Raw genomic sequence first — 25,239 nt, 5'->3', positions numbered from 1 at the left:
ACTCGATCGGCCGCGGGGGCGCTCTCACGCCTCCGGCAGCACCCCCGGCCGGAACTTCTCGACGCCGGTCACGCGGTGGACATGGTGCGGCTCGATGTAGACCGCCACCCGCACCTCGCCGGGGGCCAGCCAGGGGAACGTCTCCGTGCCCAGGTACTTCCGCGCGAGACGGTCCATCACCCGTACGGCCGGATCGCCCTCGACGAAGCGGACGGCGCTGCCCCGGATCTCCACCCGGTGATACGGGTCCTCGGTGTCCATGCAGCACAGCGACACGCGGGGATCACGCCGGAGGTTCTCCTCCTTGACCCGGCCCGCCGAGGTGTTGATCACCACCAGGCCGTCCTCCAGATCGGCCCACATCGGCGTCAACTGCGGCGAGCCGTCCGGGTTCAACGTGGCCACCTGCCAGAACCGGGGTTCCCGAAGCCAGGTGCGGGTGATGTCGTCCAGCGTGGCAGCCATGGGGGCTCGCTCCTCTTTCGTAGGCCAAACCGTCAACGCATACCCTGACCACCGGGATTCCGAACACCCGGGGTCCGGGAACCGCTGCCACACCCCACCGGGACTCCGTATGCTCACAGCATGATCGATGTGCCGCTCTCCGCGCTGGAAGTCGCCATGGTCCAAGCTGGTACGCGAGCCGTGGACACGCTTCGTGACACCACCGCCTTCGCCCAGCGCCTCGACGCCCTCGGCTACCGCCGACTCTGGTACGCCGAGCACCACCACTCCCCCGCCATCGGCGCCTTCCCGCCCGTGGTGCTGACCGCCCACGCGGCCGCGTCGACCTCCGCCATCCGCCTGGGTTCCGGAGGTGTACTGGCCCCCAACCACGCCCCCATCATGCTGGCGGAGCAGTTCGGCACCCTCGCCGCGCTGCACCCGGACCGGATCGACCTGGGCATCGGCCGCGGCCCCGGCACCTTCGACGAGGCCACGGCCCGGGCGCTGCGGCGTGGCGCCGGTACGGCGACGGACGACGAGTACCGGGAGGATGTGGCGGCGACGCTGCGGTTCCTGGTCGAGGAGGTCGCGCTCGGCACGCTCCCGGAGCCGTGGCTGCTGGCCTCCAGCGAGGCCGGTGCGGCGCTCGCCGCGCGGCTCGGCCTGCCCATGGCCTTCGCCCATCACATCCGCCCCGACAACACCCTCGCCGCGCTCGACCACTACCGCGCCCACTTCTCCCCCTCCCCGTGGTGCGGGAGCCCCCGTGTGCTGGTGTGCGTGGAAACCGTGTGCGCCGAGACCGAGGACGAGGCCAGGTGGCTGGCGGGCCCGATGAACGTCGTCAAGGCCGGGCTCCTCAAGGGCCACAGCGAGACGGCGTTCCCCTCGCCCGAAGAGGCGTCGGCGCACCCCTTCACCGCGGAGGAGCGGGCGGGGGTCGCGGCGTTCGGGGCCCATCAGGCGTACGGCACGCCCGAGACCGTGCTGCGGCGGCTGGCGGAGGTGGCGAAGGCGACGGGCGCGGAGGAGCTGATGCTGGTCACACCGGTCCACGCGCTGGACGCCCGGCTGCGCAGTTACGAACTCGTCAAACGGCACGCCACCACGCCGTAGCCGACTCACAAGAATCACACAAAGCCGCCTCCTACGGTTCCCGGCGACGACGAAGACGCACAACTCATAGGAGGTTGCGCCATGTTCGGCAGTCGCCGTCCACGTGTCCTCGCCGCCCTGTGTGCGGCCCTGGCCGTCGCGATGTTGGCCTCGTGCAACAACAGAATGGGGAACACGGCCGAAGGTGCCACCTCTGACACCGACAGCTCGGCTTCCGGCACGAAGCCCAACATCGTGTACGTCCTCACCGACGACCTGGCATGGAATCTCGTGAAGTACATGCCGCACGTACAGGAGATGCAGAAGAAGGGGACGACCTTCAGTAACTTCTTCGCCACCGACTCGCTGTGCTGCCCGTCGCGTACGTCCATCCTCGCCGGTCAATACCCGCACAACACCGGTGTCTTCACCAACAGCGGAGACGACGGCGGCTACCGCGCCTTTCTGAAGAACGGCAACGAAAAGAAGACCTTCGGGCCCGCGCTGCAACGTGCCGGCTATCGCACCGGGTTCATGGGCAAGTACCTCAACGGATATCAGCCGGGCGACAAGAACGGCACCGACAAGCCCTATGTGCCCTCCGGCTGGGACGAGTGGGACGTCGCCGGGCAGGGCTACAATGAGTACAACTACGAGCTGAACGAGAACGGCAAGGTCGTGCCCTATGGAAAGGCCCCCGAGGACTATCTGACGGACGTCCTGTCGAAGAAGGCCACCTCGTTCGTCGGCTCCTCGGCGGAAGAGAAGAAGCCGTTCATGCTGGAGGTGGCCACGTTCGCACCGCACGGCCCCTACGTACCCGCGCCGCGCGACAAGGGCAAGTTCCCGGGGCTCAAGGCTCCGCAGACCGATGCCTATGACAAGGCGACCCTTAACGCGCCGGAGTGGCAGCGCTCGTTGTCACCACTGACGTCGAAGGAAAAGAAGAGGATCGACGGGAATTTCGCCAAGCGAGTGCGCTCGGTCCAGGCGGTCGACGACATGATCGGTCAGCTGGAGAAGACACTCGAGGACAAGGGCCTGGCGGACGACACCTATATCGTGTTCGGCTCGGACAACGGCTTCCACATGGGCGAACACCGACTCCGCACCGGAAAGCAGACCGCTTACGACACCGATATCAACGTACCGCTGATGGTCACCGGACCCGATGTTCCGGCCGGTGAGAAGGTGTCGCAGCTCGCGGAGAACGTCGACCTCAACCCGACCTTCCTGGACCTCGCGGGCCTGGACCCGCCGTCGACCGTGGACGGGCGCAGCCTCAACGACCTGATGCACGGGCGCTCGGAGAAGGAGTGGCGCGAGACCGTCCTGGTCGAGCACCATCGCGCGGCGTCCAAGAAGGGCGATCCCGACGCGGCGCCCGAGAACGCGGGCGATCCGCCGACCTACGCGGCGATGCGGACCGATGACTCCCTCTACGTCGAATACACCGACGGGGAGCGCGAGTTCTACGATCTGGACTCCGACCCGGAGCAGCTGAACAACCGGGAGGCGTCCCTGACGGCCGGGCAACGGGCCGCCCTGCATCGCACCCTCACCGCGCTCCAGCGGTGCAAGGGCGCGAAGAGCTGCCTGGACGCGTCCCGGACCGACGGCTAGCGGCACCCCCTGGCTGCGCCCCCGGCGTGGCGGGCCCTCAACGGCCCGCCACGCCGGGGCATATGAACTCCACCCGTACCTCGTCGGCCAGCTTCAACGCGCCCAGGAACGCGGTGTACGGCTTGATGCCCCAGGTGGACTGGGTGAAGGACGCCGAGCCGCGCAGCGTTCCGTCCGGATCGGCGCTCCCCCGCACCGTCACCGGGTGGGTCCGGCCCTTGATGGTGAGGTCGCCCGTGATCTCGAAGGACTGGGGCGTTCCGGTGACGCGGGTGGAGCGGAAGGTGATCGTGGGGTGCTCCGCGGTGTGCAGTTGCCCCTTGCCCTCCAGCGTCCGCTTGATGTCGGCCCGGTCGCCCTCGGTGAGTGGCTTCAGCCCGCCGGTCCCCTCCCGTACCTCCAGCGAGTCCGCCTCGACCGTCACGCTCACCGACGACTCCTCAGGGGCGCCGGTGGCAACCGCCACCTCCCCGGACCAGCGGGCGGCCTCGAGCGTCAGATCGTGTCCCGCTCTCCGGCCGAGCCCGGTACGGCTGGTTCTGATCAGCAGCCGGGCGTCCGGCGGGCCCATCCGATACGTACCGTCGCTCAGTGTCATAGCGCTCACCTCAGGATGCGAGAGCCGGGATGATACCGCCCGCGAGCACCGCTTCCCGCTGCCGGGGCGAGAGGCGGTGGCGGACGCTGTACTCCTCGTCCCGGGTCGCGTTGCGGACGCGGAGGGTCGGTTCTGCACCCGGGGCGAGGGCCTCGCGCAGACCGGACATATGCAGCCGGTCGTCGGGGTCGATGCGGTCGTAGTCGGCGGGATCCTCGAATTCGAGCGGCAGCACACCGAAGTTGACCAGGTTCTGCCAGTGGATGCGGGCGTAGGACTTGGCGATGACGGCTCGCAGGCCGAGGTAGCGCGGGGCGATGGCGGCGTGTTCGCGGGACGAGCCCTGGCCGTAGTTGGCACCGGCGACGATGAGGTGCCCGGTGTCCTCCCGGACCGCCTCGGCGCGCCGCGGATAGTCGGGGTCCAGCCGGATGAGGGTGAATCCCGCCAGCTTGGGGATGTTGGAGCGGTAGGGCAGGGCGGCCGCCCCGGCCGGCGAGATCTCGTCGGTCGAGACATCGTCACCGGCCTTGAGGAGCACCGGGCCGTGAATGCTGTCCGGCAGCGGATCCAGCTCCGGCAGCGCGGAGATGTTGGGGCCGCGTACCAGCCGGACGCGCGCGGCCTCGTCCGGTGGCAGCGGTGGTTCCAGCATGGCGTCGTTGTTCGACGGCGGGTCGGGCGCGGCCGGCGTGGGCGGGGCCGCCGCCGAGACGCGGTCCGCCCAGTCGCGCGGATCCGCGATGGCGCCGGTCAGCGCGGAGGCCGTGGCGGTCTCCGGTGAGCACAGCCACACCGCGTCGTCCGTGGTGCCGGAGCGGCCGGGGAAGTTGCGCGGGAAGGTGCGCAGGGAGTTGCTTCCGGTGGCCGGGGCCTGCCCCATGCCGATGCAGCCCAGACAGCCCGACTGGTGGATGCGGGCACCGGCGGCGATCAGGTCGAATGTGGCACCGCAGCGCGTCAGGTCCTGGAGGATTTCGCGGGATGTCGGGTTGATGTCGAGGCTCACCCCGGCCGGGACCTGGCGTCCCGCCACCATGGCGGCCGGGACGGCGAAGTCGCGGAATCCGGGGTTGGCGGAGGAGCCGATGACGGCCTGGGCGATGGGCTCCCCGGCGGCCTCCCTGACCGGCACGACATTGCCCGGAGAGGTGGGCCGCGCGATGAGCGGCTCCAGTGACGACAGGTCGATCTCCTCGTCGAGGTCGTAGGCCGCGTCCTCCGCCGCGGTGATCTCGACGAAGTCATCGCCGCGCCCCACCCCGTCGAGGAAGCCGCGCACCGCCCCGTCCGCGGGGAAGACGGTGGTGGTGGCGCCGAGTTCCGCCCCCATGTTGGCGATGACATGACGGTCCATCGCGGTGAGTGAGGCCAGCCCGGGGCCGTGGTACTCCAGCACACGCTGGACGCCTCCCTGCACCCCGTGACGGCGCAGCAGCTCCAGGATCACGTCCTTGGCGCTGACCCACGGGGGCAGCTCCCCGGTCAGCCGGATGCCCCAGACCTTCGGCATGGTGAGGTGGAGCGGCCGTCCGGCCATGGCGAGCGCCACTTCCAGCCCGCCGGTGCCGATCGCCAGCATGCCCAGGGAACCGGCGGCGCAGGTGTGCGAGTCGGAACCGGCCAGGGTTTTGCCGGGGGCGCCGAAGTGGTGCATATGGGTCGGGTGCGAGACGCCGTTGCCGGGTTTGGAGAACCACAGGCCGAAGCGGCGGGCGGCCGAGCGCAGGAAGAGGTGGTCCTCGGCATTGCGCTCGTCGGCCTGGAGGATGTTGTGGTCGACGTACTGGACGCTGGCCTCGGTGCGGACCCGGTCCAGATCCAGCGCTTCCAGCTCCTGCATCACCAGCGTGCCGGTGGCGTCCTGCGTCAGCGTCTGGTCCACCCGCAGCGCGATCTCCTCCCCCGGCGCCATCCGGCCGGACAACAGATGATCATCGATGAGCCGCTGGGTCACGGTGCCGTGCGCACGGGCACGGGGCGGGTTCATTGGGCCACCGCCTTTCCGGGCAGAGCGTCCGGACCCTCCGGGCGCCCCGCGTCGGGTACCCGGTCCACGCCGCGTCATCTTTTTTCCTGGCTCTTGACGAAAATCGGCGGGCGTCCGCATGCTGTGCCCATGCCAACCAGCTCCGAGAACAGGTTGCCCATCCACAGACGCACATTGTTGGCCGGAGTCGCGGGTTCCCTTGGCGTGGCGGCCGGACTGCCCGGCGCCGCCCAGGCATCGCCCCCGGAGGCCGCCGCGCTGCGGCGCTACCCGTCGAACTGGCCCGAACTCGACCCCTACGGCCTCGCGGACACCCGCCCCGACCTGTGGCCGCGCAAGGACAACTCCTTCATCCTCCCGCTCGAACCACGCCCCCGCGACCGGGAGCGCGGCGTGGTCTGGATGCGGGACACCTACGTCAACTGCTTCATCGTGGACGGCCGTCCGGTCTACGTGGCCACGGGCACCACCCGCGTCCCCGGGCTCACCTCCGCCGGCCCGTGGAACGACGGGATCTTCGTGTGGGTGGCGCCGTCCCTGCGGGGCCCCTGGCGGCTGGTCGACACGACCGGCATCCGGCCCCGCGCCGAGCGCGGCAAGGTGTGGTCACCCGAGTTCGCCGGCGAGAACCGGCCCGGACGCACCGTCGTCGCCCCGTGGCAGCAGTACTGGTACGACGAGCGGTTCGGCAAGCGTGGCAATGTCTGGGCCCCGGAGCTGCACTACTTCCGCGGCACCTGGTACATCGTCGCGTGCATGGGCGACCACTCCCGGAAGGTCGGCTCGTTCCTGCTGGTGAGCGAGGGTGGCGTCGAGGGCCCGTACCGGCTCATCGACGGCAATCACGACAAGCCCTTCGGCGACCCGTTCATCGGGGGGCCGGACTTCATCGAGCCCGGCGCGTACCACCACATCGACGGCAGCCTCTTCTCCGAGGGCGACGACGCGTGGCTCGTGCTGCACAACAACCTGTACGCGAGGTTCCGGGACGACATGGAGGACATCGTCCCGACCAGCAACCTCCCGGCGTTCCGCCAGCGGCCCTACTCCCCCGAGCCGTATCTCGAGGGCGCGTATGTGTTCAAGCACGGGGGCGCGTACTACCTCCTCCAGGCCGCGTGGAACCGGACGTCGGCCAATCCCGACGGCACCACCCGCTACGCCTACGACCCACCCGGTCCGGGCCGTGCCCAGTACCACTACGACGCCGTCATCGCCGTCTCGGACCGCTTCGAGGGGCCGTACTCCAAGCGGTGGACCGCGGGTGTCGGCGCGGGCCACAACAACGTCTTCGAAGACCACGGCGGCCGCCTGTGGGCCACGTTCTTCCGCAACCCGAACTTCGGCTACTGGTCCGATCCGTCGCGCATCGCCGACGCCGCCGTGCCCGGTGTCGTACGGCTGGAGTGGACCGGTCCGGAGGGCCGTCGGCTGTACGTCCAACGCCGCCACCGGTGAACGGGCCCGTCGCCCTGCGGGGCGGGGCGACGGTCACGCTGCTCACCCGGCACCAGGAGCGCACCGGGGTCACCCCGCACATCTGCCGCAGGATGGAGTCCAGCGACTCCACGTCGTGCACGGCCGCGTCCAGCTCCGGCAGCATGTCCCCCGCCCGCCTCGCGGATAATCTGGTGCATCGAGGGGACCCGGCTCTGGGAGAGCACATAGTCCAGCGGGCGGTTGACGAAGGTGCCCGCGCCCCGGACCCGGCGGACAACCCGGGGCGGTCCCGCCGCCCGGCTTCGGTGTGCTCGTCAGCGCCCGTCGGCGTCGTTGCTCTCGCCCGTGGCGTCGTTCGTGTCGTCCTCGCCCTCCTCCAGCAGGCCCGCCGCCGCGCCCACGATGCGCGGGTCGGGGGTGCCGACGACCTCCTCGTCCTTGTCGGAGTAGTCGAAACGGGCGAGCACACTGCGCATGGCCTCCACCCGCGCCCGCTTCTTGTCGTTGCTCTTGACCACCGTCCAGGGCGCGTACTCCGTGTCGGTCTCACGGAACATCGCGACCTTCGCGGCGGTGTAGTCGTCCCAGCGAGCCAGCGAGGCGAGGTCCATCGGGCTGAGCTTCCACTGCCGTACGGGGTCCACCTGGCGGATCGTGAAGCGGGTGCGCTGTTCGCTCTGGGACACCGAGAACCAGAACTTCACCAGGTCCACGCCGTCGTCCACGAGCATCCGCTCGAAGAGCGGCGCCTGGCGCGTGAAGCGCCGGTACTCGTCCTGGGAGCAGAAGCCCATGACCCGCTCGACACCGGCCCGGTTGTACCAGGACCGGTCGAACAGCACGATCTCCCCCGCGGTCGGCAGATGCTCCACATACCGCTGGAAGTACCACTGGCCGCGTTCGCGCTCGGTCGGCTTCTCCAGCGCCACGACCCGCGCGCCACGCGGGTTGAGGTGCTCGGTGAAGCGCTTGATGGTGCCGCCCTTGCCGGCCGCGTCCCGACCCTCGAAGACGATGACGAGCCGGCGTCCGGTCTCCTTGATCCAGCTCTGTAGCTTCAGCAGCTCTATCTGCTGGAGCCGCTTGTGCCACTCGTACTCCTTGCGCTCCATGCGGTGCGCGTAGGGATAGTTCTCCCGCCAGGTGTCGACCGGGCTTCCGTCCGGCCGGATGAGCACGGGGTCGTCGTGGTCGCTGTAGTCGACCGTCAGGTCGGCCAGCTCGGACAGCAAGGGCGGCGTTGTCATCCAGTCCTTCCTTTCCGTTCTCAGTGGAACTGCCCGTTCTCAGTGGAACTGCGGCACGATCAGGTAGATTCCGTAGGCCACCACCGCCGCGCACGCCACGAAGCACAGTCCGGCCTGGGTGAGGCCCAGGGTCGAGCCGGTGCCGTTCTCCTCACGGGCCGCCTCCACGCGGGCGAGGCCCAGGACGCCGAGGGCGAAGACGGTGACCACGGCAATGGTGACGCCGATGCTCACCGCGGTGACCTGGCCGAGTGCGGTCCAGTCGAGATGCATCGTTTCAACTCTCCGGAAATCGAGGACTTATGCGGCCGTGCCGACCTTGGCCGGCGGCTCGTTGCGGATGGTGACCTCGTGGGCGTCGTTGACGTTCTTCGCGTCCACGGGGTTACGGCGGGAGAGGAGCACGATGCCCCCAGCGAGGGCCGCGCCGATCAGCGCGACGACCGCCGCACCGATGTTTCCGCCGTTCGTGACCACGCTCGCGGAGACACCGCCGACCAGCGCGGCGGCGGGCAGGGTGACCATCCAGGCGATGACCATGCGCCCCGCGACGCCCCAGCGCACCTCCGCCAGCCGCCGGCCGAGACCCGCGCCGAGGATGCTGCCGGAGGCCACCTGGGTGGTGGACAGGGCGAAGCCGAGGTGGGCGGAGGTGAGGATGACGGTGGTCGAGGCGGTCTCGGCGGCGAAGCCCTGCGGGGACTGGATCTCGGTCAGGCCCTTGCCCATGGTGCGGATGATCCGCCAGCCGCCCAGGTAGGTGCCGAGGCCGATGGCGAGGCCCGCGGAGGCGATCACCCACAGCGGCGGACCGGCGTCGTGGCCAAGGGCGCCCGTCGAGATCAGGGTCAGCGTGATGACGCCCATGGTCTTCTGTGCGTCGTTGGTGCCGTGTGCGAGCGAGACAAGCGAGGCCGAGGCGATCTGACCGGCCCGGAAGCCCTTGGTCACGGACTTCTTACGGGCCCGGTCGGTGAGCCGGTACGCGAGGTAGGTGGCCAGCAGCGCGGCGATACCGGCCACGACCGGCGAGGCCACCGCCGGTATCAGCACCTTCTCGACAACCTTGTCAAAGTGCACGCCATGAGAGCCCGCACCGACCCACACGGCGCCGATCAGCCCGCCGAACAGGGCGTGCGACGAACTCGACGGCAGCCCGACCAGCCAGGTCAGCAGATTCCAGAGGATCGCCCCGACCAGCCCCGCGAAGATCATGCCTGGAGTGACCAGGGAGTCGTCGACGATGCCACCGGAGATGGTCTTGGCGACCTCGGTGGACAGGAAGGCACCGACGATGTTGAGGATCCCGCTCACCAGAACCGCGGTTCTGGGGGTGAGCGCGCCGGTGGCGATGGAGGTCGCCATCGCGTTGGCCGTGTCGTGGAATCCGTTGGTGAAGTCGAAGGCGAGGGCCGTGACGATGACGACCGCCACCAAGAAGGTGATGTGGTCCATTCCGGCATGCAAACAAGCTCAGGCCAATGCCCGGCGAACGCGAGGCAAAGGCAGTACAAGGACGACGCGGGCAGGTCGTGGGAATCGTTGTCAGCGCGGCACGACCCTGGTGGATCACCTGGTTCACCCGGTCGGACCCGGCCGCGCGGCCACGCGCCGGGAGTCCGGCCAACGTTGAGGAGCCACAACCCTCAAGGGAAACGAGGACACCATGGCGGCGTCTCCGGCTCTCGGCTCAGGACGCGGACGGATCCGGGCACGCGGACGGATCCGCGCACGTGTCGCGGTGGCCGGGTGCGCCGTGGCGGTGTGCGCGGCGGTGGCGGCCCCGGCCACCGCGGAGGACGACGCCGCGGGCCGTAAACCCACGGTGGTCCTGATCCACGGCGCGTTCGCGGACGGCTCCAGCTGGAACGGTGTCATCGAACGGCTGGAGCGCCGCGGTTACCCCGTCATCGCCCCCGCCAACCCGCTGCGCGGCCTCGCCACCGACTCCGCCTACATCGCCTCCGTCCTGGACCACGTCAAGGGCCCGATCGTGCTGGTGGGCCACTCCTACGGCGGCGCGGTCATCAGCACGGCCGCGGCGGGGAACTCCCGGGTGAAGTCGCTGGTGTACGTGTCCGCGCTGATGCCCGACAAGGGCGAGAGCGGGCAGACGCTGGCCGCCCGGTACCCCAGCGAGCTCGCCACCGCCACCAAGGCGGTGCCCTACCGGGCCGGTGGCGGGGTGCGGGGCACGGATCTGTACCTCGAGCGGGACAAGCTCCACCGGGTCTTCGCCGCCGACCTGCCCGCCGGTACGGCGAGGCTGCTGGCGGCGACCCAACGGCCCGCCGCCACGGCCACGTTCTCGGAGAAGGCCAAGGTGGCGGCGTGGCGGCAGATCCCGTCATGGTTCCTCGTCGCCCGGCAGGACAAGACCATCAACCCACGGCAGGAGCGGTTCGAGGCCAAGCGCGCCCACTCGCACACCGTGGAGATCAACTCCTCCCACGTGGCCATGATCGCCCACCCCCAAGCGGTCACCGACCTCATCGTCAAGGCCGCCACGGCCACCGGTCCGGCCCGGCCGTCGCCCGCGGCCAACCCAGCCGGCTCCCGCGCCCGGGCGGAGTCCCGGCCCGCCGACACGGCCGCCGCGTGGGTGACCGCGGGCGCGGCGGCACTGCTCGTGGGCGGTGGCGCCCTCGTCGTCGGGCGCCGCCGACGCCGCCGCCCGCGCTGACGGCTATGGGCGCACTCCCGCCTACGGCCACCCCCGCCTACGGCCACCCTCCGTCTACGGCCACCCCGCCCACAGCCACCCTCCGTCTACGGCCACCCCGCCCACAGCCACCCTCCGCCTAGAGCCATCCGCGCTCGCGGGCGATCCGCGCCGCCACATGGCGGTTCTCCGCGCCGAGCTTGGCCGCGGCGGCGGACAGGTAGTTGCGCACCGTCCCGGGCGACAGCGCGGCGCGGGACGCGATCTCCGCCACCGGTGCCCCGTCCGCGGCCAGGGACAGCATTTCCGCCTCGCGGGGGGTGAGGGGCGACTCGCCCGCGGCGATCGCGTCCGCCGCCAGTTCGTGGTCCACGTAGCGGCCGTCCGTGTGCACCGTGCGGATGATCTCGGCCAGTCGCCGCGCGGACACCGTCTTGGGCACGAAGCCGCGCACCCCCGCCGCCAGTGCCTGCTTCAGCGCTCCGGCCCCGGCGTGGCTGGTGACGATCATCGAGGCGCACTCCGGCAGCTCGTCGCGCAGCCGCGCCGCCACCGACACCCCGTCCCGCCCGGGCATCCGCATGTCCAGGACGGCCACGTCGGGGCGGTGTGCCCGGGCCATGGCCAGCGCCTCGTCGCCCGATCCGGCCTCCGCCACGACGGTGATGTCGTCCTCCAGCGCGAGGAGGGAGGCGAGCGCGCCCCGGATGAGGTGTTCGTCGTCCGCCAGCAGAACCCTGATCATTCCCCCGCCTCCCACGGAATCCTCGCGGTCAGGCGGAAGATCCCGTCCGGCCGCCGTTCGGTGGCCAGCGTGCCGTCCACTTCGGCCAGGCGCTCGCGCAGCCCCGGCAGACCGCTGCCGGTGCCCGGTCCGGGATCCGCGTCCGCCCCGTCGTTCTCCATCAGCAGTGCCACCGAGCCCGCGACCGTCGCGCGCACCGAGACCTCGCAGCGGGACGCGCCCTGCGCGTGGCGGAGCACATTCGTCGTTCCCTCGCGGACCACCCAGCCGAGCGCCGTCTGCGTCCGCTCGGGCAGCCGCGCCGCCGGGCCGTTCTCGATCCGGCAGTCGATCCCGGCCGCTTCGAGTACGGACCGGGCCCCGGCCAGTTCGGCGTGCAGATCCGCGGTGCGGTAGCCGCGTACCACCGCGCGGATCTCCCGCTGTGACTCCTGCGCGATCCGCTGCACCTCCTCCATCTGGGCCACCGCCTCCTCCCGGCCGCGCCGGGCCAGCTCCACGGCGAATTCGCTCTTCAGCGCCACCACCGCGAGGTTACGGCCCAGCACATCGTGCAGATCGCGGCCGAAGCGCAGCCGCTCCTCCGCCACGGCCAGCCGCGCCTGCGTGGCCCGCGCCCTGGCCAGCTCCTCGATCAGCCGCACGCTCCACCCGGAGACCCGTAGCGCGGTGGCCATGAACGGAACCAACAGCAGGCTGGCGCCGATCGCGAGGGCCAGCGTCTCGCCCGACAGCCCGCTGGCCGCCGCCGCGCCGAGCGCCACCACCGGCACCGCCGCGACCAGCGCCGCCCCGGCGCGGCGCGGCAGCGCCAGCATCGGCGGGCCGGCGTAGTACATCAGCAGCCAGACCAGATACGACGCCAGCTTCCCTTCGTGGATGCGTCCCGCGGCCAGCAGCGCACACCCGAGGGCGGCCATGGCCACGGTGACGGCGGCGTACAGCCCGACCATCCAGACCGGGCGCGGTCCGGCGCCGAGGTAGTGGAGGAGGGCGGCGCGGGAGAGCAGCCCCTGGACGGCGACGTGCACCGTGCCCACCGCCGCCACCAGGGCCAGCTCGAGCGTCCCGGCCTCCGACGTGGCGATCCAGAACGCCCACAGCGCCGCCTCGGTGAGGGCGAGGAAGACGACGGTGCCGAGGGTGTAGCGGCGGTAGCGCTCGGGTCCGTCCGGACCCCCGAACCGCTCCACCCAGTGCTCCACGCTCATGCTCATCGTCCCGCTCATGCTCCTCATCCCATCACCTCGGGCTCCGCCGTCCTCAACCCCTCGGTCCCCAGCGGAACCACCGGCGCGCACCGAGCGCCGCCAGGCCCGTCCAGGCCAGCGCGAGGAGCGCCGCCCGGAGCTGGTCCGCACCGCCCAGGCCGCCCGTCCAGCCACCCCTCAGCAGGTCCATCACCGGCGAGAACGGCAGCCAGGCGGCGATGTCGGCCATCGTGTCCGGCATCACCTCACGCGGTGCGTAGACCCCCGAGGCGGCCATGGTCACCAGCAGGAAGGGCAGGAACGTCAGCTGTGCGCTCTCCGCGGTCCGGGTGAACGCCGCCGTCAGCGCTCCCGCGGCGACCAGCATCGCCACCCCGACGAGCAGGCCGAACACCGCCAGCTGCGGGGCGGCCGGCGCGTCCGCGTCCAGGAACACCGTCATCCCCATCGCCAGCAGCACGGACTGCACGACCGCCAGGGCGAACGCCGGGAGGGCGTTGCCGACGAGGATCTCCCAGTCGCGCACCTCGCCCGTGCGCAGCCGCTTCAGTACGAGGGTCTCGCGGCGCAGCACGTACACGCCGACCAGGTTCGTGTAGACGGAGAAGAACAGCGCCATCGCCAGCGCGGCGGGCAGCATGACGGTGGCCACCGACAGGCCGGTGCCGCCCAGGTCCAGCTGCTTGACCACGCCGCGCATCGCGAAGGCCATGATGCTCGGCAGGATCACCGCGGTGACCAGGGACGCCTTGCTGCGCACCAGCAGCGTCAGCTCGGCGCGGCCGAGGGCGGCCAGGCGGTCCATGGCGGTGACCCGGGTGGGCGTGGCCGTGTGCGTGCGTCCCGTACGGGCTGTTGACGTGGTCATCGTGCCCCCTCGCTCTCCAGGCCCTTCGCGATCTCCATGAACGCCTCCTCCAGCGTGGCCGACCGGGCGTCGAACCCGCGCAGCGCCACGTCCTTGTCCCGGGCCCACAGCAGCAGCGCCGTCGCCGTGCGCTGGAGATCGGCGGTCTCCAGCCTGACCGTCCGCCCGGCGTTCTCCTGCCTGGTCACCCCCAGCGGTGCCAGCGGTGGCAGATCGCCGATGAAGTAGTCCAGGGGCAGCTCGAAGCTCATCCGCGAGGGCCGCTCGGCCACCACGTCGGCGACCCGCCCCGAGGTGGCGATCCGCCCGGCGTGCATGATCGCCAGACGGTCGGCCAGCTGCTCCGCCTCCTCCAGGTAGTGGGTGGTGAGCAGCACGGTCGTGCCCTGCTCCTTGAGCTCCCGGATCAGCTCCCAGGTCTCGTGGCGGGACTGCGCGTCCAGGCCGGTCGTCGGCTCGTCCAGGAACAGCACCTCAGGCCGCCCCAGCAGGGCCAGGGCGAGATCGAGGCGGCGGCGCTCACCACCGGAGAGCTGCTTGACCCGCACCGCCCGCCGCTGCGTCAGCCGGGTCAGCTCCAGGGCCTCGGCCACGGGGCGGGCGCCGCTGGTGCACCCCGCCCACATGCGCGCGGTCTCCGTGACCGTAAGCTCGGTCGGGAAACCGCCCTCCTGGAGCATCACCCCGATCCTGGGGCGTACGGCGGCGCGGTCGCGGTACGGGTCGCTACCGAGCACCCGGACGGTCCCGGAGGTGGGGGTGGCCTGCCCCTCCAGGACCTCGAGGGTGGAGGTCTTACCGGCCCCGTTGGTCCCCAGGAGCGCGAAGAGCTCACCACGGGCGACCGTGAGGTCGACGCCGCGCACGGCCTCGAAGCCCTTGTAGTGCCGCCGCAGGTCGGCGGTCTCGATGACGGTGTCCATGCCTTCCAGGTTTCCGGCACGGCGGGTCCGGGAGCAGTGCGGTGTGTCATGAGTCCGCATGACAGATGTCATGCGGACTCATGACGTGGCGTCAGCTGCCGCGGACGGCGTCGGTGAGCGCCTGGTCGAGGATGGCGACGCCGCGGGCGATCTCGTCGTCGCTCGCGGTCAGCGGGGGCGCGATCCGGAAGGTGCCGCCCATGCCGGGCAGCTGGACGATGTTCATGTGCAGGCCGAGCTCGAAGCAGCGCCGGGTGACGGCCGCGCCGATCCGGTCGGCGCCACCGGCGCCCAGCACCTGGTCACCGACCAGCTCCATCCCCAGCAGCAGCCCGCGGCCGCGGACGTCCCCGACGACCTCGTGGCGGGTGGCGAGCTCATCGAGCTGCCCGCGCAGTGCCGTGCCGAGTTCGCGCGCACGCTTGTCGAGGTGGTCGCGGACCAGAACGTCGAGGACGGTGTTGCCGACGGCGGCCGGCAGCGGGTCGCTGGCATGGGTGGTGAAGAACAGGAACCCCCGGTCGTACGCCCGCTGCTCGATCTCCGGGCTGGTCAGCACGGCGGCCAGCGGCAGCCCCGCGCCGAGCGTCTTGGACAGCGTGAGGATGTCCGGGACGACGCCCTCGTACTCGAAGGCGTACCAGTCGCCGGTGCGGCACAGCCCGGTCTGGGCCTCGTCGAGGATCAGCAGCATGTCCCGCTCCCGGCACTTCCGGGCCAGGGCGGCGAGATAGCCCGGCGGGAGCTCGATGACGCCGCCGGAGCTGAGGATCGGCTCGACCAGACAGGCGGCGAGGCTGCCGACCGACTGGGCGTCGATGAGGTCGAAGCCCAGGTCGAGCTGGCGGCGCCAGTCGAGTACACCCTCGGCGTCGACGATGTCGGGGTGGAAGCGGTCCGGTACGGGCAGCGCGAAGTTGCCCGGCGCGGCGGGTCCGTAGCCCTTGCGCCCGGCGCTGTAGGTGGCGTTCGCGGCGGCCTGGGTCATGCCGTGCCAGGACCGGGCGAACGAGACGATCTCATGGCGGCCGGTGACGAGTTTCGCCATCCGCACCGCGGCCTCGTTCGCCTCCGCCCCCGTGGTCAGGAGCAGTGCCTTCTCGAGGGGGTCGGGCAGGGTCTCGGCCAGCCGCCGGGTGAGGTCGATGACCGGGCGGCTGAGCATTCCGCTGTGCAGATGATCGAGGTGGGCGACCTGCTCGCGCACCGTGGCGACGATCTCCGGATGGGAGTGGCCGAGGATCGCACTCATCTGGCCGGAGGTGAAGTCGAGCAGCTCGCGGCCGCTCTCGGTGAACACCGAGGTGCCCGCGGCGCGGGTGATCACCTCGGGGGTGAACGCGGCTCGGCCGGAATAGCGGATGAGGTGGCGCTCCACGGCGCCACCGGCTGTCTCGGGATCCATACGAACGACGTTAGGGATGCGCCACTGCGCGCGTCCATCGCACAGATCCGACCGTTCTGTTCGCCAGAACCGGACAGCGTGCCCGTAGAATCACGCCCATGCTCAACTCGGGTCGGCTGCGGCTGCTCAGCCTGCTGGAAACCCTGGGCACCGTGCGCGCGGTCGCCGAGACGCTGCATCTGAGCGCGTCGACGGTGTCCCAGCAACTGGCGGTCCTGGAGACCGAGACCCGGTGCCGGCTGATCGAGCGGACCGGGCGGAAGGTGCGGCTGACCCCGGCCGGACTGCTGCTGGCCCGCCGGGGCCGGGAGATCCTGGACCAGATGGCGGAGGCCGAGGCCGAGCTGCACGCCCTGAACGACGAGCCCATCGGCACCGTACGGCTCGGGGCGTTCCAGAGCGCGATCTACACCTTCGCGGTCCCGGCGGCGACCCGCCTGGCCACCACCCACCCACGGCTGCACCTGGAACTGCTCGAGCTGGAGCCGCACGAGGGCGGACCGGCCCTCCGCTCGGGCGAGGCGGACGTCATCGTCACCACCACCGACTACGTCGGCCTCTCATGGGGCGCGGACCTCGAGATCATCCCGCTGGGAACCGACCCGATCGTGCTGGTGCTGCCGCGCGACCACCCGCTCACCAGCCGTACGACGGTGAACCTCGCGGCGTGCGCGGAGGAGACCTGGGCCTGCGACCGACCGCAGTCGTACATGGCGGATCTGACCGTACGGCTGTGCCGGGAGTCGGGGTTCGAGCCCCGGGTGGCCTGCCGGTTCAGCAACTATCTGATGCTGCTGCGACATGTCGAGTCGGGCCGGTCGATCACCCTGCTGCCCGCCCTCGCCATCACCCCGGAACACGCCGTCGCCACCCGCGAGCTCAGCACACCGGTGCACCGCAACATCACCATCGCGGTGCGGCGCGGCACGACGCAGCGCGCCGCGGTGAACGCGGTCGTGGCGGCCCTGCGCGACCACCCCGAGATCCCGGCCCTGTCGGCCCCGAACCAGCGGAACCAGCACTCCGCCCGGGACCGCTGAAGGGCCGCTCGCCGAAAGCTGGTTCGGGCCCATGCCGCTCCAGCCCCTCGTGATACGTTCGGTGCCGCCGTGCGCCACCGCGAACCGAGGAGGTGAGACCGATCAACGCTGTGACAGGTCGGGCTCTCTTCTCCCGCATGGCCTGGGGAGTGCCCGCGTAGGCATCCTGAAAGGCTTACGACGCAATGCGCTTCACCTCTGAAACGTCATTCGATGGTGTCCGCGAACAGCTCTTCACCCTCGGTGAGGTTCCCGGCGTGCTGTGGACGCCGGAAGGCGCCGCCGGTGCCCGGCCCCTGATCCTGCTGGGACATGGCGGCGGTCAGCACAAGAAGGCCCCGGACATCCTGGCCCGTGCACACCGCTTCGTGGCCGAGTGCGGTTTCGCGGCGGTGGCGGTCGATGTGCCCGGGCACGGCGACCGGCCACCGCACGAGGAGTACGACCGGATCGCCACCGAGAACCAGGCACGTGTGGCGGCCGGAGCGGAACTGGCACCGCTGATCGCCGAGTTCCAGGCGCTGGTGGCCCGGCAGACGGTCCCGGAATGGCAGGCGGTCCTGGACGCGGTACGGCGACTCGATCACGTCGGCGCCGGTCCGGTGGGCTACTGGGGGGTCTCGCTGGGCTGCGGGCTCGGCGTTCCGTTCGTGGCCGCCGAGCCCCGGGTCCGCGCGGCCGTGCTGGGCCTGGGCGGGGCGTTGGCCTCGGCTGAGGCCGCCGCGCGGATCACCGTCCCGGTGGAGTTCCTGGTGCAGTGGGACGATGAGCGGGTGCCGCGTGACCAAAGCCTGGCGCTGTTCGACACCTTGGCCTCGGCCGAGAAGACCCTGCACGCCAACCCCGGCGCACACGCGGAGATCCCGTCCTTCGAGCTGGACAGCACACTGAGGTTCTTCGCCCGGCAGCTCGCCTGAGACCTCCGCCACCTCGGGGAGGGCCCGCCTCAGACGAGCCGGGCGTACTCGCGGAACTCCCAGTCGGTGACGTACCGCTGGAACCTGGCCAGCTCATCGCGCTTGAAGGTGAGGAAGGCGTCGACGAAGGGCTTGCCGAGCGCGTCGGTGAGCTCGTCGTCGGCTTCCAGGGCGTCGAGGGCCCGGCCGAGGTCGGTCGGCAGCGGGGTGGCGGTGCCTCTGTCGCGGTTCTCGCCGGTCATCGGCGCCGGGGGTTCCTCGGCGGCGGCGATGCCCAGCTGGGCCGCGGCGAGCAGACCGGCGACGGCGAGGTGGGGGTTGGCGGTGGCGTCACCGAGGCGCGCTTCCAGGCGGGCGGCGCCACCGCGCTCGGGCGGGACGCGCATCAGGGCGTTGCGGTTGTCCAGGCCCCAGTTGGCCAGCCAGGGGGCCGTGGTGTCCGGGCCGAAGCGCTTGTACGGGTCGCGCCGTCACCCAACCTCCCAGGCACCGCCGTCGCCCAGCCCCAGGCACCGCCGTCGCCCGGCATCCGGCGCGCTCGGGGCTACATTTGAGCGCGAAGGAATCACCCGGCGGCCCAGGCCGCCCGAAGCCGAGGAGGATCCACCGTGCCCGGGCGCCGCCGATCCATCGCCGAGACCGAACAGGCCGTCCAGGAACGACTCGGCGGTTTCGAGTTGCAGCGTGAACAGATGGCCGCCATCGCGAACATCCACCGCGCCGCCGCGGCCGTACGCCAGCATTTGGAGAACTCCGCGCTGCGCCCGCACGATCTGACCTGGACCGGCTTCGTGGTGCTGTGGGTGCTGTGGATCTGGGGCGAGGCCGAGACCTGGGCGGTCGCGGAAGAGGCGGGCATCTCCAAGGGGACGCTGACCGGGATCGCGCGCACCCTGGAGTCGCGTCACCTCGTGGCCCGCGCGTCCCACCCGGAGGACGGGCGGCGCGTGCTGCTCTCGCTCACCCCCGAGGGCGAGGAGCTCATGGAGCGCCTCTTCCCCGCGTTCAACGCCGAAGAGGCGTTCGTCGCCACGCGGCTGAGCGCCGAGGAGTGCCTGCGGCTCGCCAACGGGCTGCGCGCCATCGTGGCCCAGCTGGAGGAGCACGGCGAGGAGCGCCGACGGCAGCTGCTCGACGGAAGGGATCTCGCCCCGCGACGTTCGGGCCGCCGCTCACGCCAGTGACCGCGCCCCGACGCCTCCCCGGAGCGGTTCCCCCACGGCCCCGGCCACCGGGCGACCTTGACCCGGCTCTCCGGGACCCCCGCCAACAGCCCACCGAGTCGGAGGAAGTCCTGTCCACCGCGCTCGGCGGAGACTGGGGGTTCCGCGGCATCCGCCCGCCCAAGCGGCCCTGAGCACACCCGCGGCCCCGAACCGAACCTCCGGCCCCGAACAGAACCTCCGGCCCGACCAAGGAGTGGACCACATGGACCTGAATGCCTGGCTCGCCACGGCCGTGGCGTCCAACGCCGACTGGGCGAAGAGCTTCGGCCCCTACCAGGCCCACCCGGCGCTGGCGGTCGACGATGACCGGTTCGCCGCCGCGTTCGAGGTGTTCACCGAGCGGCTCAAGGACAACTACCCGTTCTTCCACCCCCGTTACGCGGGCCAGATGCTCAAGCCACCGCATCCGGCGGCCGTCGTGGGCTACCTCACGGCGATGCTGATCAATCCCAACAACCACGCGCTGGACGGCGGCCCGGCCACCGCCGACATGGAACGGGAGGCCGTCCAGCAGCTCGCCACGATGTTCGGCTACGACACCCACCTCGGCCACCTGACCACCAGCGGCACCATCGCCAACCTCGAGGCGCTTTTCGTCGCGCGCGAACTGCGCCCCGGCAAGGGCGTCGCCTACAGCACCGAGGCCCACTACACCCACGGCCGGATGTGCGGTGTCCTCGGGGTGGAGGGCCATCCGGTCCCGGTGGACGACCTGGGCCGGATCGATCTCGACGCGCTGGAGCGGGTCCTGCGGACCGGCCGCGTCGGCACCGTCGTGCTCACCGCGGGCACCACCGGGCTCGGCGCCGTCGAGCCGATCCACGAGGCGCTGGCGCTGCGCGAGCGCTACGGCGTGCGCGTCCACGTCGACGCCGCCTACGGCGGCTTCTTCACCCTGCTGGCCGGGGCGCCGGGCCCGGAGGGCCTGCCCGAGGAGCCGTGGCGGGCCATCGCCGAGGCGGATTCCATCGTCGTGGACCCGCACAAGCACGGCCTCCAGCCGTACGGCTGCGGCGCGGTGCTGTTCCGCGACCCCTCGGTGGGCCGGTTCTATCTGCACGACTCGCCGTACACGTACTTCACCTCCGAGGAGCTGCACCTCGGCGAGATCAGCCTGGAGTGTTCCCGAGCGGGTGCGGCGGCCGCCGCGCTGTGGCTGACCTTCCAGCTGATACCGCCCACGCGGGAGGGGCTGGGGCAGTCGCTCGCGGCGGGCCGGCGGGCGGCGCTGCGCTGGGCCGAACTGATCGAGGGTTCGGCCCACCTGGAGCTGTACCAGGCCCCGGAGCTGGACATCGTCAGCTACTTCCCGGTGACCGAGGCCGCCACCCTGTCGCAGCTCGACGCGGCCAGCAGCCGCGTGCTCCAGGAGGGGATGACGGACGGCGACCCCGTCTTCGTGAGCACGCTCCGCGTCGGCGCCGATCGGCTGACGGCCCTGCATCCGAAGCTCGTCCGGGACGCCGACGGGGCCCGCGTCCTGCGGAGTGTGCTGATGAAGCCGGAGTCCGAGGGCTATGTCGACCAGCTCCACGAGCGTCTGGAGCGGCTCGCGCGTATGTGACGGCCGCCCCCATTCCCCTCAGCCATCCGCGGCCATCCGCGGCCATCCGCGTCAGGAGCGTGGCGCACCGACCCCGCGCGGGTGCGTGAACTCTCGCCGGAGCCGCTGGAGCCCGCCGAGGAGGACCCGGGGGCTGTGTCTACATTCGGGTGGACAAGGACTTCGCGATCGCCCGTGGGTCGCACCAGGGCTATCCGAAGAAGCTCGGCTCCATCCATCAGACCCGCCCCCACCGGTACGGGCCCGCCCCGCGCATCGAGGCGGGCGCCCGGTTCGGCGCGCCCCTCGCCGCGGCGGACCGGCGGCTCGCCCAGGCCGTGGTGACCCTCGTCGAGTCCGGCGCCCCGGGGGTCGGCGCCGAGGATCTGGCCCAGCGCGCCAACGCCGCCTTCGAGAGGTCGTACGGCGAACTCGTCGACGGCGGTCTGATCGCGCCCGTGCCCGGCGCCCGCGAGGCCGTCGAGGAGCTGGCCGCCGACGGCCGCACCGTCGTCCTCACCACCGGCTTCGCCCGTGTCACCCGGGACGCCATCCTGGACGCGCTCGGCTGGCGCGGTCTGGTGCCGCTCGCCCTGTGCCCCGCCGACGCGGGCGGGCGCGGGCGGCCGTACCCGGACATGGTGCTGGAGGCGTTCCTGCGGACCAGGGCCGCCGAGGACGTGGCGCAGGTGGCCGTCGTCGGCGACACCTCCTACGACATCCTCAGCGGCGTTCGGGCCGGGGCCGGGCTGGTGGCCGGGGTGCGCACCGGGGCCCACGGTGACGAGGCGTTCCGGGCGGCCGGGGCGACCCACGTACTGGACTCGGTGGCCGGCCTTCCCGCCCTGCTGCGCGCAGTCGGATGATGGGCATCCGCTTCGCTCAGGCGGGACGGACCACATAGGTGGCGCCCGCGTTCGCGGTGAAGGCCGTGACCCCCGGCTCCGGCCGGGTGGTGGTGACGGGTGCGTCCCCGGAGGTCACCCGCACCGCCTTCGCCGTCCGCAGCCGAGTCGGGCCTCCGGCCCGGGCACTCAGCCGCGCCTCGCTCAGCGCACCGCCCCGCCAGCTGACGTCCACCTCGAAACCGCCCCGCGCCAGCAGGCCCCGCACGCTGCCATCGGGCAGGTTCGGCGGGAGGGCGGGCAGCAGATGGAGTTCGTCGTGCTGGCTCTGCAACAGCCATTCGGTCACTCCGGCGCAGGCGCCGAAGTTGCCGTCGATCTGGAACGGCGGATGCAGATCGAAGAGGTTGGGGGCGGTGCGCTCGGGGGTGAGCAGATCGGTGAGCAGCTTGTAGGAGCGGTCCCCCTCCTGGAGCCGCGCCCAGAAGTTGATCTTCCAGGCGAGCGACCAGCCGGTCCCCGCGTCACCGCGCTGTACCAGGGTGGTGCGCGCCGCGGCGAACAGCTCCGGGGTGCGCGTCCGGCTGATCTGGTTGCTCGGGTGCAGTCCGTACAGATGGGAGACATGACGGTGCTGCTGCTCGGGGGCGCCCGCGTCCCAGTCCTGCTGCCACTCCTGGAGCTGGCCCCGCGCGCCGACCTTCATCGGGGCGAGCCGTCCGCGCGCGGCGAGCACCCGGTCCCGGAAGGCGGCGTCGGTGCCGAGGAGGTCGGCGGCCGAGGCCACCGCGCCGAACAGGTCGCGCAGCAGCTGCATGTCCATCGTCGGCCCGGCGCACAGCGAGCCGCCGCCCCCGCCGTGGTGGGCGTTCTCCGGGGAGACGGAGGGGCAGGTGACCAGCGCGCCCGTGGTCGGGTCGGTCACCAGCGCGTCGAGGAAGAACTGGGCGGCGCCCTTGAGGACGGGGTAGCGCGCCCGCAGTTTCGCCGTGTCGCGGGTGTAGCGGTAGTGCTCCCAGATGGCCATGGAAAGCCACGCGCCGCCCATCGGCCACATGCCCCAGAAGGCTCCGTCCACGGGCGCCGTACCGCGCCAGGCGTCGGTGTTGTGGTGGGTGACCCAGCCGTTCGCGCCGTACTGGGTGCGCGCTGTCGACTGCCCGGCCACGGCGAGCTCGTCGAGCAGCGCGAAGACCGGATCCCAGCACTCCAGGAGGTTGGCGGGGGCGGCCGGCCAGTAGTTCATCTCCGTGTTGATGTTGATGGTGTACTTCGAGCCCCAGGGCGGGCTCGTCAGGTCGTTCCAGATGCCCTGGAGGTTGGCCGGCTGGGTGCCGGGGCGGGACGCGGCGATGAGCAGATAGCGGCCGTACTGGAAGTGCAGCTCGATCAGTTGCGGATCGCCGCCGGAGGCGAAGCGGGCGACGCGCTCGTCGGTGGGCAGGGCCGCCGCGTCGCTGGTGCCCACGTCCAGCGAGGTACGGCGGAACAGCGCGCGGTGGTCCTCGACATGGCGGCCGCGCAGTTGTCCGTACGGGCGGTTCGCCGCCGGGTTGAGGTCGCCCGCCGCCCGCCCCACCGCGTCGCCATGGGCGTTCTCCCAGTTCACATAGGTGGTGCCGATGGCCACCAGAACGGTGGCCGCGTCGGCGCCCCGGACGGTGACGGTCCCGCCCGCGCTGGTGGTGGTGCCGCCCTCGGCGAGCACCCGCACCAGCGCGCGGAACCCCACCGCGCCGTCCACGCCGCCCGTGGCGTCGCCGGTCCCGTCGAGCGCGGCGGTGAGCGGGTCGGGCGAGGACAGGGAGGTGTGCAGCGGGCTGTCGAACGTGGCGCCGAAGGACAGCGCGCCCTTCCTGGAGGCGGACAGCCGGACGGCGATGACGCGGTCGGGAGCGCTGGCGAACGCCTCGCGGGTGTAGGTCACACCGTCGCGGGTGTAGGTGGTGGTGGCGATCGCCGAGTCCAGGTCCAGCTCCCGCCGGTAGCCGGACACCGTGCCGCCCGCCGGCAGCTTCAGCAGCAGATTGCCGACGGTCTGGTACTGGGCCTGGCCGCCGGGCACACCGAGGAAGTCGGAGTTGATCAGCGTCTCGGCCTCGGCCCACTTGCCGTCGAAGACGAGCTGCCGGATGCGGGGCAGGGCGGCAAGACCCTTGCGGTTGTCGTAATTCCGCGGCCCGCCCGCCCAGACGGTGTCCGCGTTGAGCTGGAGCCGCTCGGTCTCGGTGCCCCCGAACACCATCGCGCCGAGCCGCCCGTTGCCCAGCGGCAGGGCGCTCAGCCAGTCGGCGGCGGGCGCGCGGTACCACAGCGAAAGCGGCCGGTCCGCCGCCTGGTGGCCGCCGTGCCGCGCGGCCTGGGCGGACCCGGCGGGCAGGCCGGTGGCGGCGAGGCCCGTGGTGGTCGTGGCGGCGAGGGCCATGAACCGCCGGCGCGGGACGTCAGGGGTCACTTGGCCACGCCCATGGCGTAGGTGATGCCGCCGAGGAGGTGCTGCCGGAAGGCGGGCTCGGCGTAGGACTCCTTGGTGTGGCCGAGGCCGGTGTAGAAGGCCCGGCCGCCCTTGTACTGCTGGTACCAGCTGATGGGGTGGTCGCCGTTCATGGTGCCGCCGCTGTACGAGGACTCGTCCAGCGCGGCGAGCACGTGCACGGTGGCCGTACCGCGCGGATTGGTGCGGTAGTTGTACCACTCGTCGGTGCGCACCCAGGTGTTTCCGAGGTGGGCCGTCGCCGGGTGGGCGTGGTCCTCGACCTGCACCGTGGCCTGCTGGATCGCCGGGTGGGACTGGAACCACGCACCGCACAGGCCGCCGTAGAACGGCCAGTCGTACTCGGTGTCGGCGGCGGCGTGCACCCCGGCGTAGCCGCCGCCCGCCGCGATATAGCCCTCGAAGGCCGTCTGCCGGGTCGGGTCGAGGACGTCACCGGTCGTGGACAGGAAGACCACGGCGGCGTAGCGGGCGAGGTTGCCGGGGGTGAAGGCGGCGGCGTCCTCGGTGGCGTCGACGGTGAACCCGGCCTGGGTGCCCAGTTGCCGGATGGCGGCGATGCCGTCGGGGATGGAGTCATGGCGGAAGCCGGCCGTCTTGGAGAACACCAGCACCCGGCCCGCCTTCGGCCGCCTGCGGACGGGCGCGGCCCACGCGGGCGCGTTCGCCGCGGTGATCAGGACGGCTCCGGCCGCGGCCTTCATCATGGAGCGGCGCCGGGCAGGGCCGGGGACGGGGACGGGGACGGGGACGGGCAGGTCGGGACGTTTCCTGTGCACGGGGAACCTCCGGGGAGAAGTGTGATTCTCAAAGGGGGTTGGGCACAGCGCGCGCCGTCGCGCCTGGGGCGCCGCACGGATGCGAGCCTCGGTGAGAGCCTGTGGGGAGGGGCCGCGTCCGTTGGGCGTAAGGGGACCGTA

At 71.6% G+C, this 25,239-nt stretch carries 21 protein-coding genes and 3 pseudogenes; 10 read left to right on the top strand and 14 right to left on the bottom strand.

Translation table 11 applies throughout. From position 1 onward, the window contains the following. Positions 1-24 precede the first annotated feature (24 nt). Positions 25-465, bottom strand: a complete 441-nt coding sequence (locus ABD329_RS07790) for a PPOX class F420-dependent oxidoreductase (RefSeq protein WP_198275504.1) — start codon at positions 463-465, stop codon at positions 25-27. A gap of 120 nt (positions 466-585) precedes the next feature. Here ABD329_RS07790 and ABD329_RS07785 point away from each other — a divergent pair, with 120 nt between their 5' ends. Together ABD329_RS07785 and ABD329_RS07780 are read left to right on the top strand one after the other, a co-directional pair. Beyond that, entirely contained in the window at positions 586-1,563 is a 978-nt protein-coding gene (locus ABD329_RS07785) for an MsnO8 family LLM class oxidoreductase (protein WP_198275505.1), read from the top strand. A gap of 81 nt (positions 1,564-1,644) precedes the next feature. After that, on the top strand, positions 1,645-3,165 hold the full coding sequence (locus ABD329_RS07780; RefSeq protein WP_198275506.1) for a sulfatase family protein: 1,521 nt from the start codon (positions 1,645-1,647) through the stop codon (positions 3,163-3,165). A 37-nt stretch (positions 3,166-3,202) separates the two neighbouring features. On the opposite strand, the gene ABD329_RS07775 is transcribed toward ABD329_RS07780, so the two are convergent. Together ABD329_RS07775 and ABD329_RS07770 are read right to left on the bottom strand one after the other, a co-directional pair. After that, a complete protein-coding gene (locus tag ABD329_RS07775; protein WP_198275507.1) occupies positions 3,203-3,763 on the bottom strand; it encodes a YceI family protein in 561 nt (186 codons plus the stop codon). Positions 3,764-3,773: 10 nt separating this feature from the next. Continuing rightward, entirely contained in the window at positions 3,774-5,753 is a 1,980-nt protein-coding gene (locus ABD329_RS07770) for an aconitate hydratase (protein WP_198275508.1), read from the bottom strand. Between the two features lie 129 nt (positions 5,754-5,882). On the opposite strand from ABD329_RS07770, the gene ABD329_RS07765 reads away from it, so the two are divergent. Next, on the top strand, positions 5,883-7,211 hold the full coding sequence (locus tag ABD329_RS07765) for a family 43 glycosylhydrolase (RefSeq protein ID WP_198275509.1): 1,329 nt from the start codon (positions 5,883-5,885) through the stop codon (positions 7,209-7,211). 296 nt (positions 7,212-7,507) lie between these two features. Here the strand turns inward: ABD329_RS07765 and ppk2 are convergent, their stop codons facing one another. The 3 genes from ppk2 to ABD329_RS07750 are packed head-to-tail and all read right to left on the bottom strand — an operon-like array spanning position 7,508 to position 9,895. Beyond that, positions 7,508-8,440 carry a polyphosphate kinase 2 gene (gene ppk2 / locus ABD329_RS07760; RefSeq protein WP_198275510.1) on the bottom strand — a complete coding sequence of 311 codons (933 nt, stop codon included), beginning with the start codon at positions 8,438-8,440 and terminating at the stop codon, positions 7,508-7,510. Between the two features lie 39 nt (positions 8,441-8,479). Then, positions 8,480-8,713 carry a hypothetical protein gene (locus ABD329_RS07755; RefSeq protein WP_069862019.1) on the bottom strand — a complete coding sequence of 78 codons (234 nt, stop codon included), beginning with the start codon at positions 8,711-8,713 and terminating at the stop codon, positions 8,480-8,482. A gap of 27 nt (positions 8,714-8,740) precedes the next feature. Further along, positions 8,741-9,895, bottom strand: a complete 1,155-nt coding sequence (locus ABD329_RS07750) for an inorganic phosphate transporter (protein WP_198275511.1) — start codon at positions 9,893-9,895, stop codon at positions 8,741-8,743. A gap of 211 nt (positions 9,896-10,106) precedes the next feature. On the opposite strand from ABD329_RS07750, the gene ABD329_RS07745 reads away from it, so the two are divergent. Further along, entirely contained in the window at positions 10,107-11,123 is a 1,017-nt protein-coding gene (locus tag ABD329_RS07745; RefSeq protein ID WP_198275512.1) for an alpha/beta fold hydrolase, read from the top strand. 118 nt (positions 11,124-11,241) lie between these two features. On the opposite strand, the gene ABD329_RS07740 is transcribed toward ABD329_RS07745, so the two are convergent. The 5 genes from ABD329_RS07740 to ABD329_RS07720 all read right to left on the bottom strand — a co-directional run bounded on the left by ABD329_RS07740 (position 11,242) and on the right by ABD329_RS07720 (position 16,254). After that, positions 11,242-11,847 (bottom strand): response regulator transcription factor, encoded by a 606-nt coding sequence (locus ABD329_RS07740; protein ID WP_198280262.1) that lies wholly within the window; start codon positions 11,845-11,847, stop codon positions 11,242-11,244. Further along, positions 11,844-13,085 carry a sensor histidine kinase gene (locus tag ABD329_RS07735; protein WP_246618911.1) on the bottom strand — a complete coding sequence of 414 codons (1,242 nt, stop codon included), beginning with the start codon at positions 13,083-13,085 and terminating at the stop codon, positions 11,844-11,846. Before ABD329_RS07735 ends, ABD329_RS07740 begins: the two co-directional genes overlap by 4 nt. A 25-nt stretch (positions 13,086-13,110) precedes the next feature. After that, positions 13,111-13,926: an ABC transporter permease gene (locus ABD329_RS07730; protein ID WP_198280263.1), complete on the bottom strand. Its 816-nt coding sequence runs from the start codon at positions 13,924-13,926 to the stop codon at positions 13,111-13,113. Then, entirely contained in the window at positions 13,923-14,849 is a 927-nt protein-coding gene (locus ABD329_RS07725) for an ABC transporter ATP-binding protein (RefSeq protein WP_198280269.1), read from the bottom strand. Before ABD329_RS07725 ends, ABD329_RS07730 begins: the two co-directional genes overlap by 4 nt. Before the next feature lie 91 nt (positions 14,850-14,940). Continuing rightward, the gene (locus ABD329_RS07720) at positions 14,941-16,254 is read right to left on the bottom strand and encodes an aspartate aminotransferase family protein (protein WP_198280264.1); all 1,314 of its coding nucleotides are present in this window, start codon (positions 16,252-16,254) and stop codon (positions 14,941-14,943) included. A 98-nt stretch (positions 16,255-16,352) separates the two neighbouring features. On the opposite strand from ABD329_RS07720, the gene ABD329_RS07715 reads away from it, so the two are divergent. Together ABD329_RS07715 and ABD329_RS07710 are read left to right on the top strand one after the other, a co-directional pair. Further along, positions 16,353-17,294, top strand: coding sequence for a LysR family transcriptional regulator (locus ABD329_RS07715; RefSeq protein WP_198280265.1), 942 nt, complete (start codon positions 16,353-16,355; stop codon positions 17,292-17,294). A gap of 185 nt (positions 17,295-17,479) precedes the next feature. After that, a complete protein-coding gene (locus ABD329_RS07710) occupies positions 17,480-18,211 on the top strand; it encodes a dienelactone hydrolase family protein (RefSeq protein WP_198280266.1) in 732 nt (243 codons plus the stop codon). 29 nt (positions 18,212-18,240) lie between these two features. On the opposite strand, the pseudogene ABD329_RS07705 reads toward ABD329_RS07710, so the two are convergent. Continuing rightward, positions 18,241-18,669, bottom strand: a pseudogene (locus ABD329_RS07705) (glutamine synthetase family protein); the annotation flags it as partial. 150 nt (positions 18,670-18,819) lie between these two features. Here ABD329_RS07705 and ABD329_RS07700 point away from each other — a divergent pair. From ABD329_RS07700 to ABD329_RS07685, 4 genes and pseudogenes are all read left to right on the top strand, one after another. Continuing rightward, positions 18,820-19,395, top strand: coding sequence for a MarR family winged helix-turn-helix transcriptional regulator (locus ABD329_RS07700; protein ID WP_198280267.1), 576 nt, complete (start codon positions 18,820-18,822; stop codon positions 19,393-19,395). A 74-nt stretch (positions 19,396-19,469) separates the two neighbouring features. Further along, positions 19,470-19,568 (top strand): annotated as a pseudogene (locus ABD329_RS07695) (fumarylacetoacetate hydrolase family protein); the annotation flags it as partial. A gap of 71 nt (positions 19,569-19,639) precedes the next feature. Beyond that, positions 19,640-21,001 (top strand): pyridoxal phosphate-dependent decarboxylase family protein, encoded by a 1,362-nt coding sequence (locus tag ABD329_RS07690; protein WP_198281122.1) that lies wholly within the window; start codon positions 19,640-19,642, stop codon positions 20,999-21,001. 149 nt (positions 21,002-21,150) lie between these two features. Further along, positions 21,151-21,846, top strand: coding sequence for an HAD family hydrolase (locus tag ABD329_RS07685; RefSeq protein ID WP_309142912.1), 696 nt, complete (start codon positions 21,151-21,153; stop codon positions 21,844-21,846). Between the two features lie 16 nt (positions 21,847-21,862). Here ABD329_RS07685 and ABD329_RS07680 read toward each other — a convergent pair whose 3' ends face one another. Further along, on the bottom strand, positions 21,863-24,250 hold the full coding sequence (locus tag ABD329_RS07680; RefSeq protein WP_214665593.1) for a glycoside hydrolase family 95 protein: 2,388 nt from the start codon (positions 24,248-24,250) through the stop codon (positions 21,863-21,865). A 29-nt stretch (positions 24,251-24,279) separates the two neighbouring features. After that, positions 24,280-25,026, bottom strand: a pseudogene (locus ABD329_RS07675) (ThuA domain-containing protein); the annotation flags it as partial. Between the last annotated feature and the right edge of the window lie 213 nt (positions 25,027-25,239).

The organism is Streptomyces javensis, assembly GCF_039525925.1.
In the GTDB taxonomy this organism is placed as follows: domain Bacteria; phylum Actinomycetota; class Actinomycetes; order Streptomycetales; family Streptomycetaceae; genus Streptomyces; species Streptomyces asiaticus.
The sequence above is the reverse complement of the archived record's forward strand: the minus strand, read 5'-3'. Positions and strand labels throughout refer to the sequence as shown.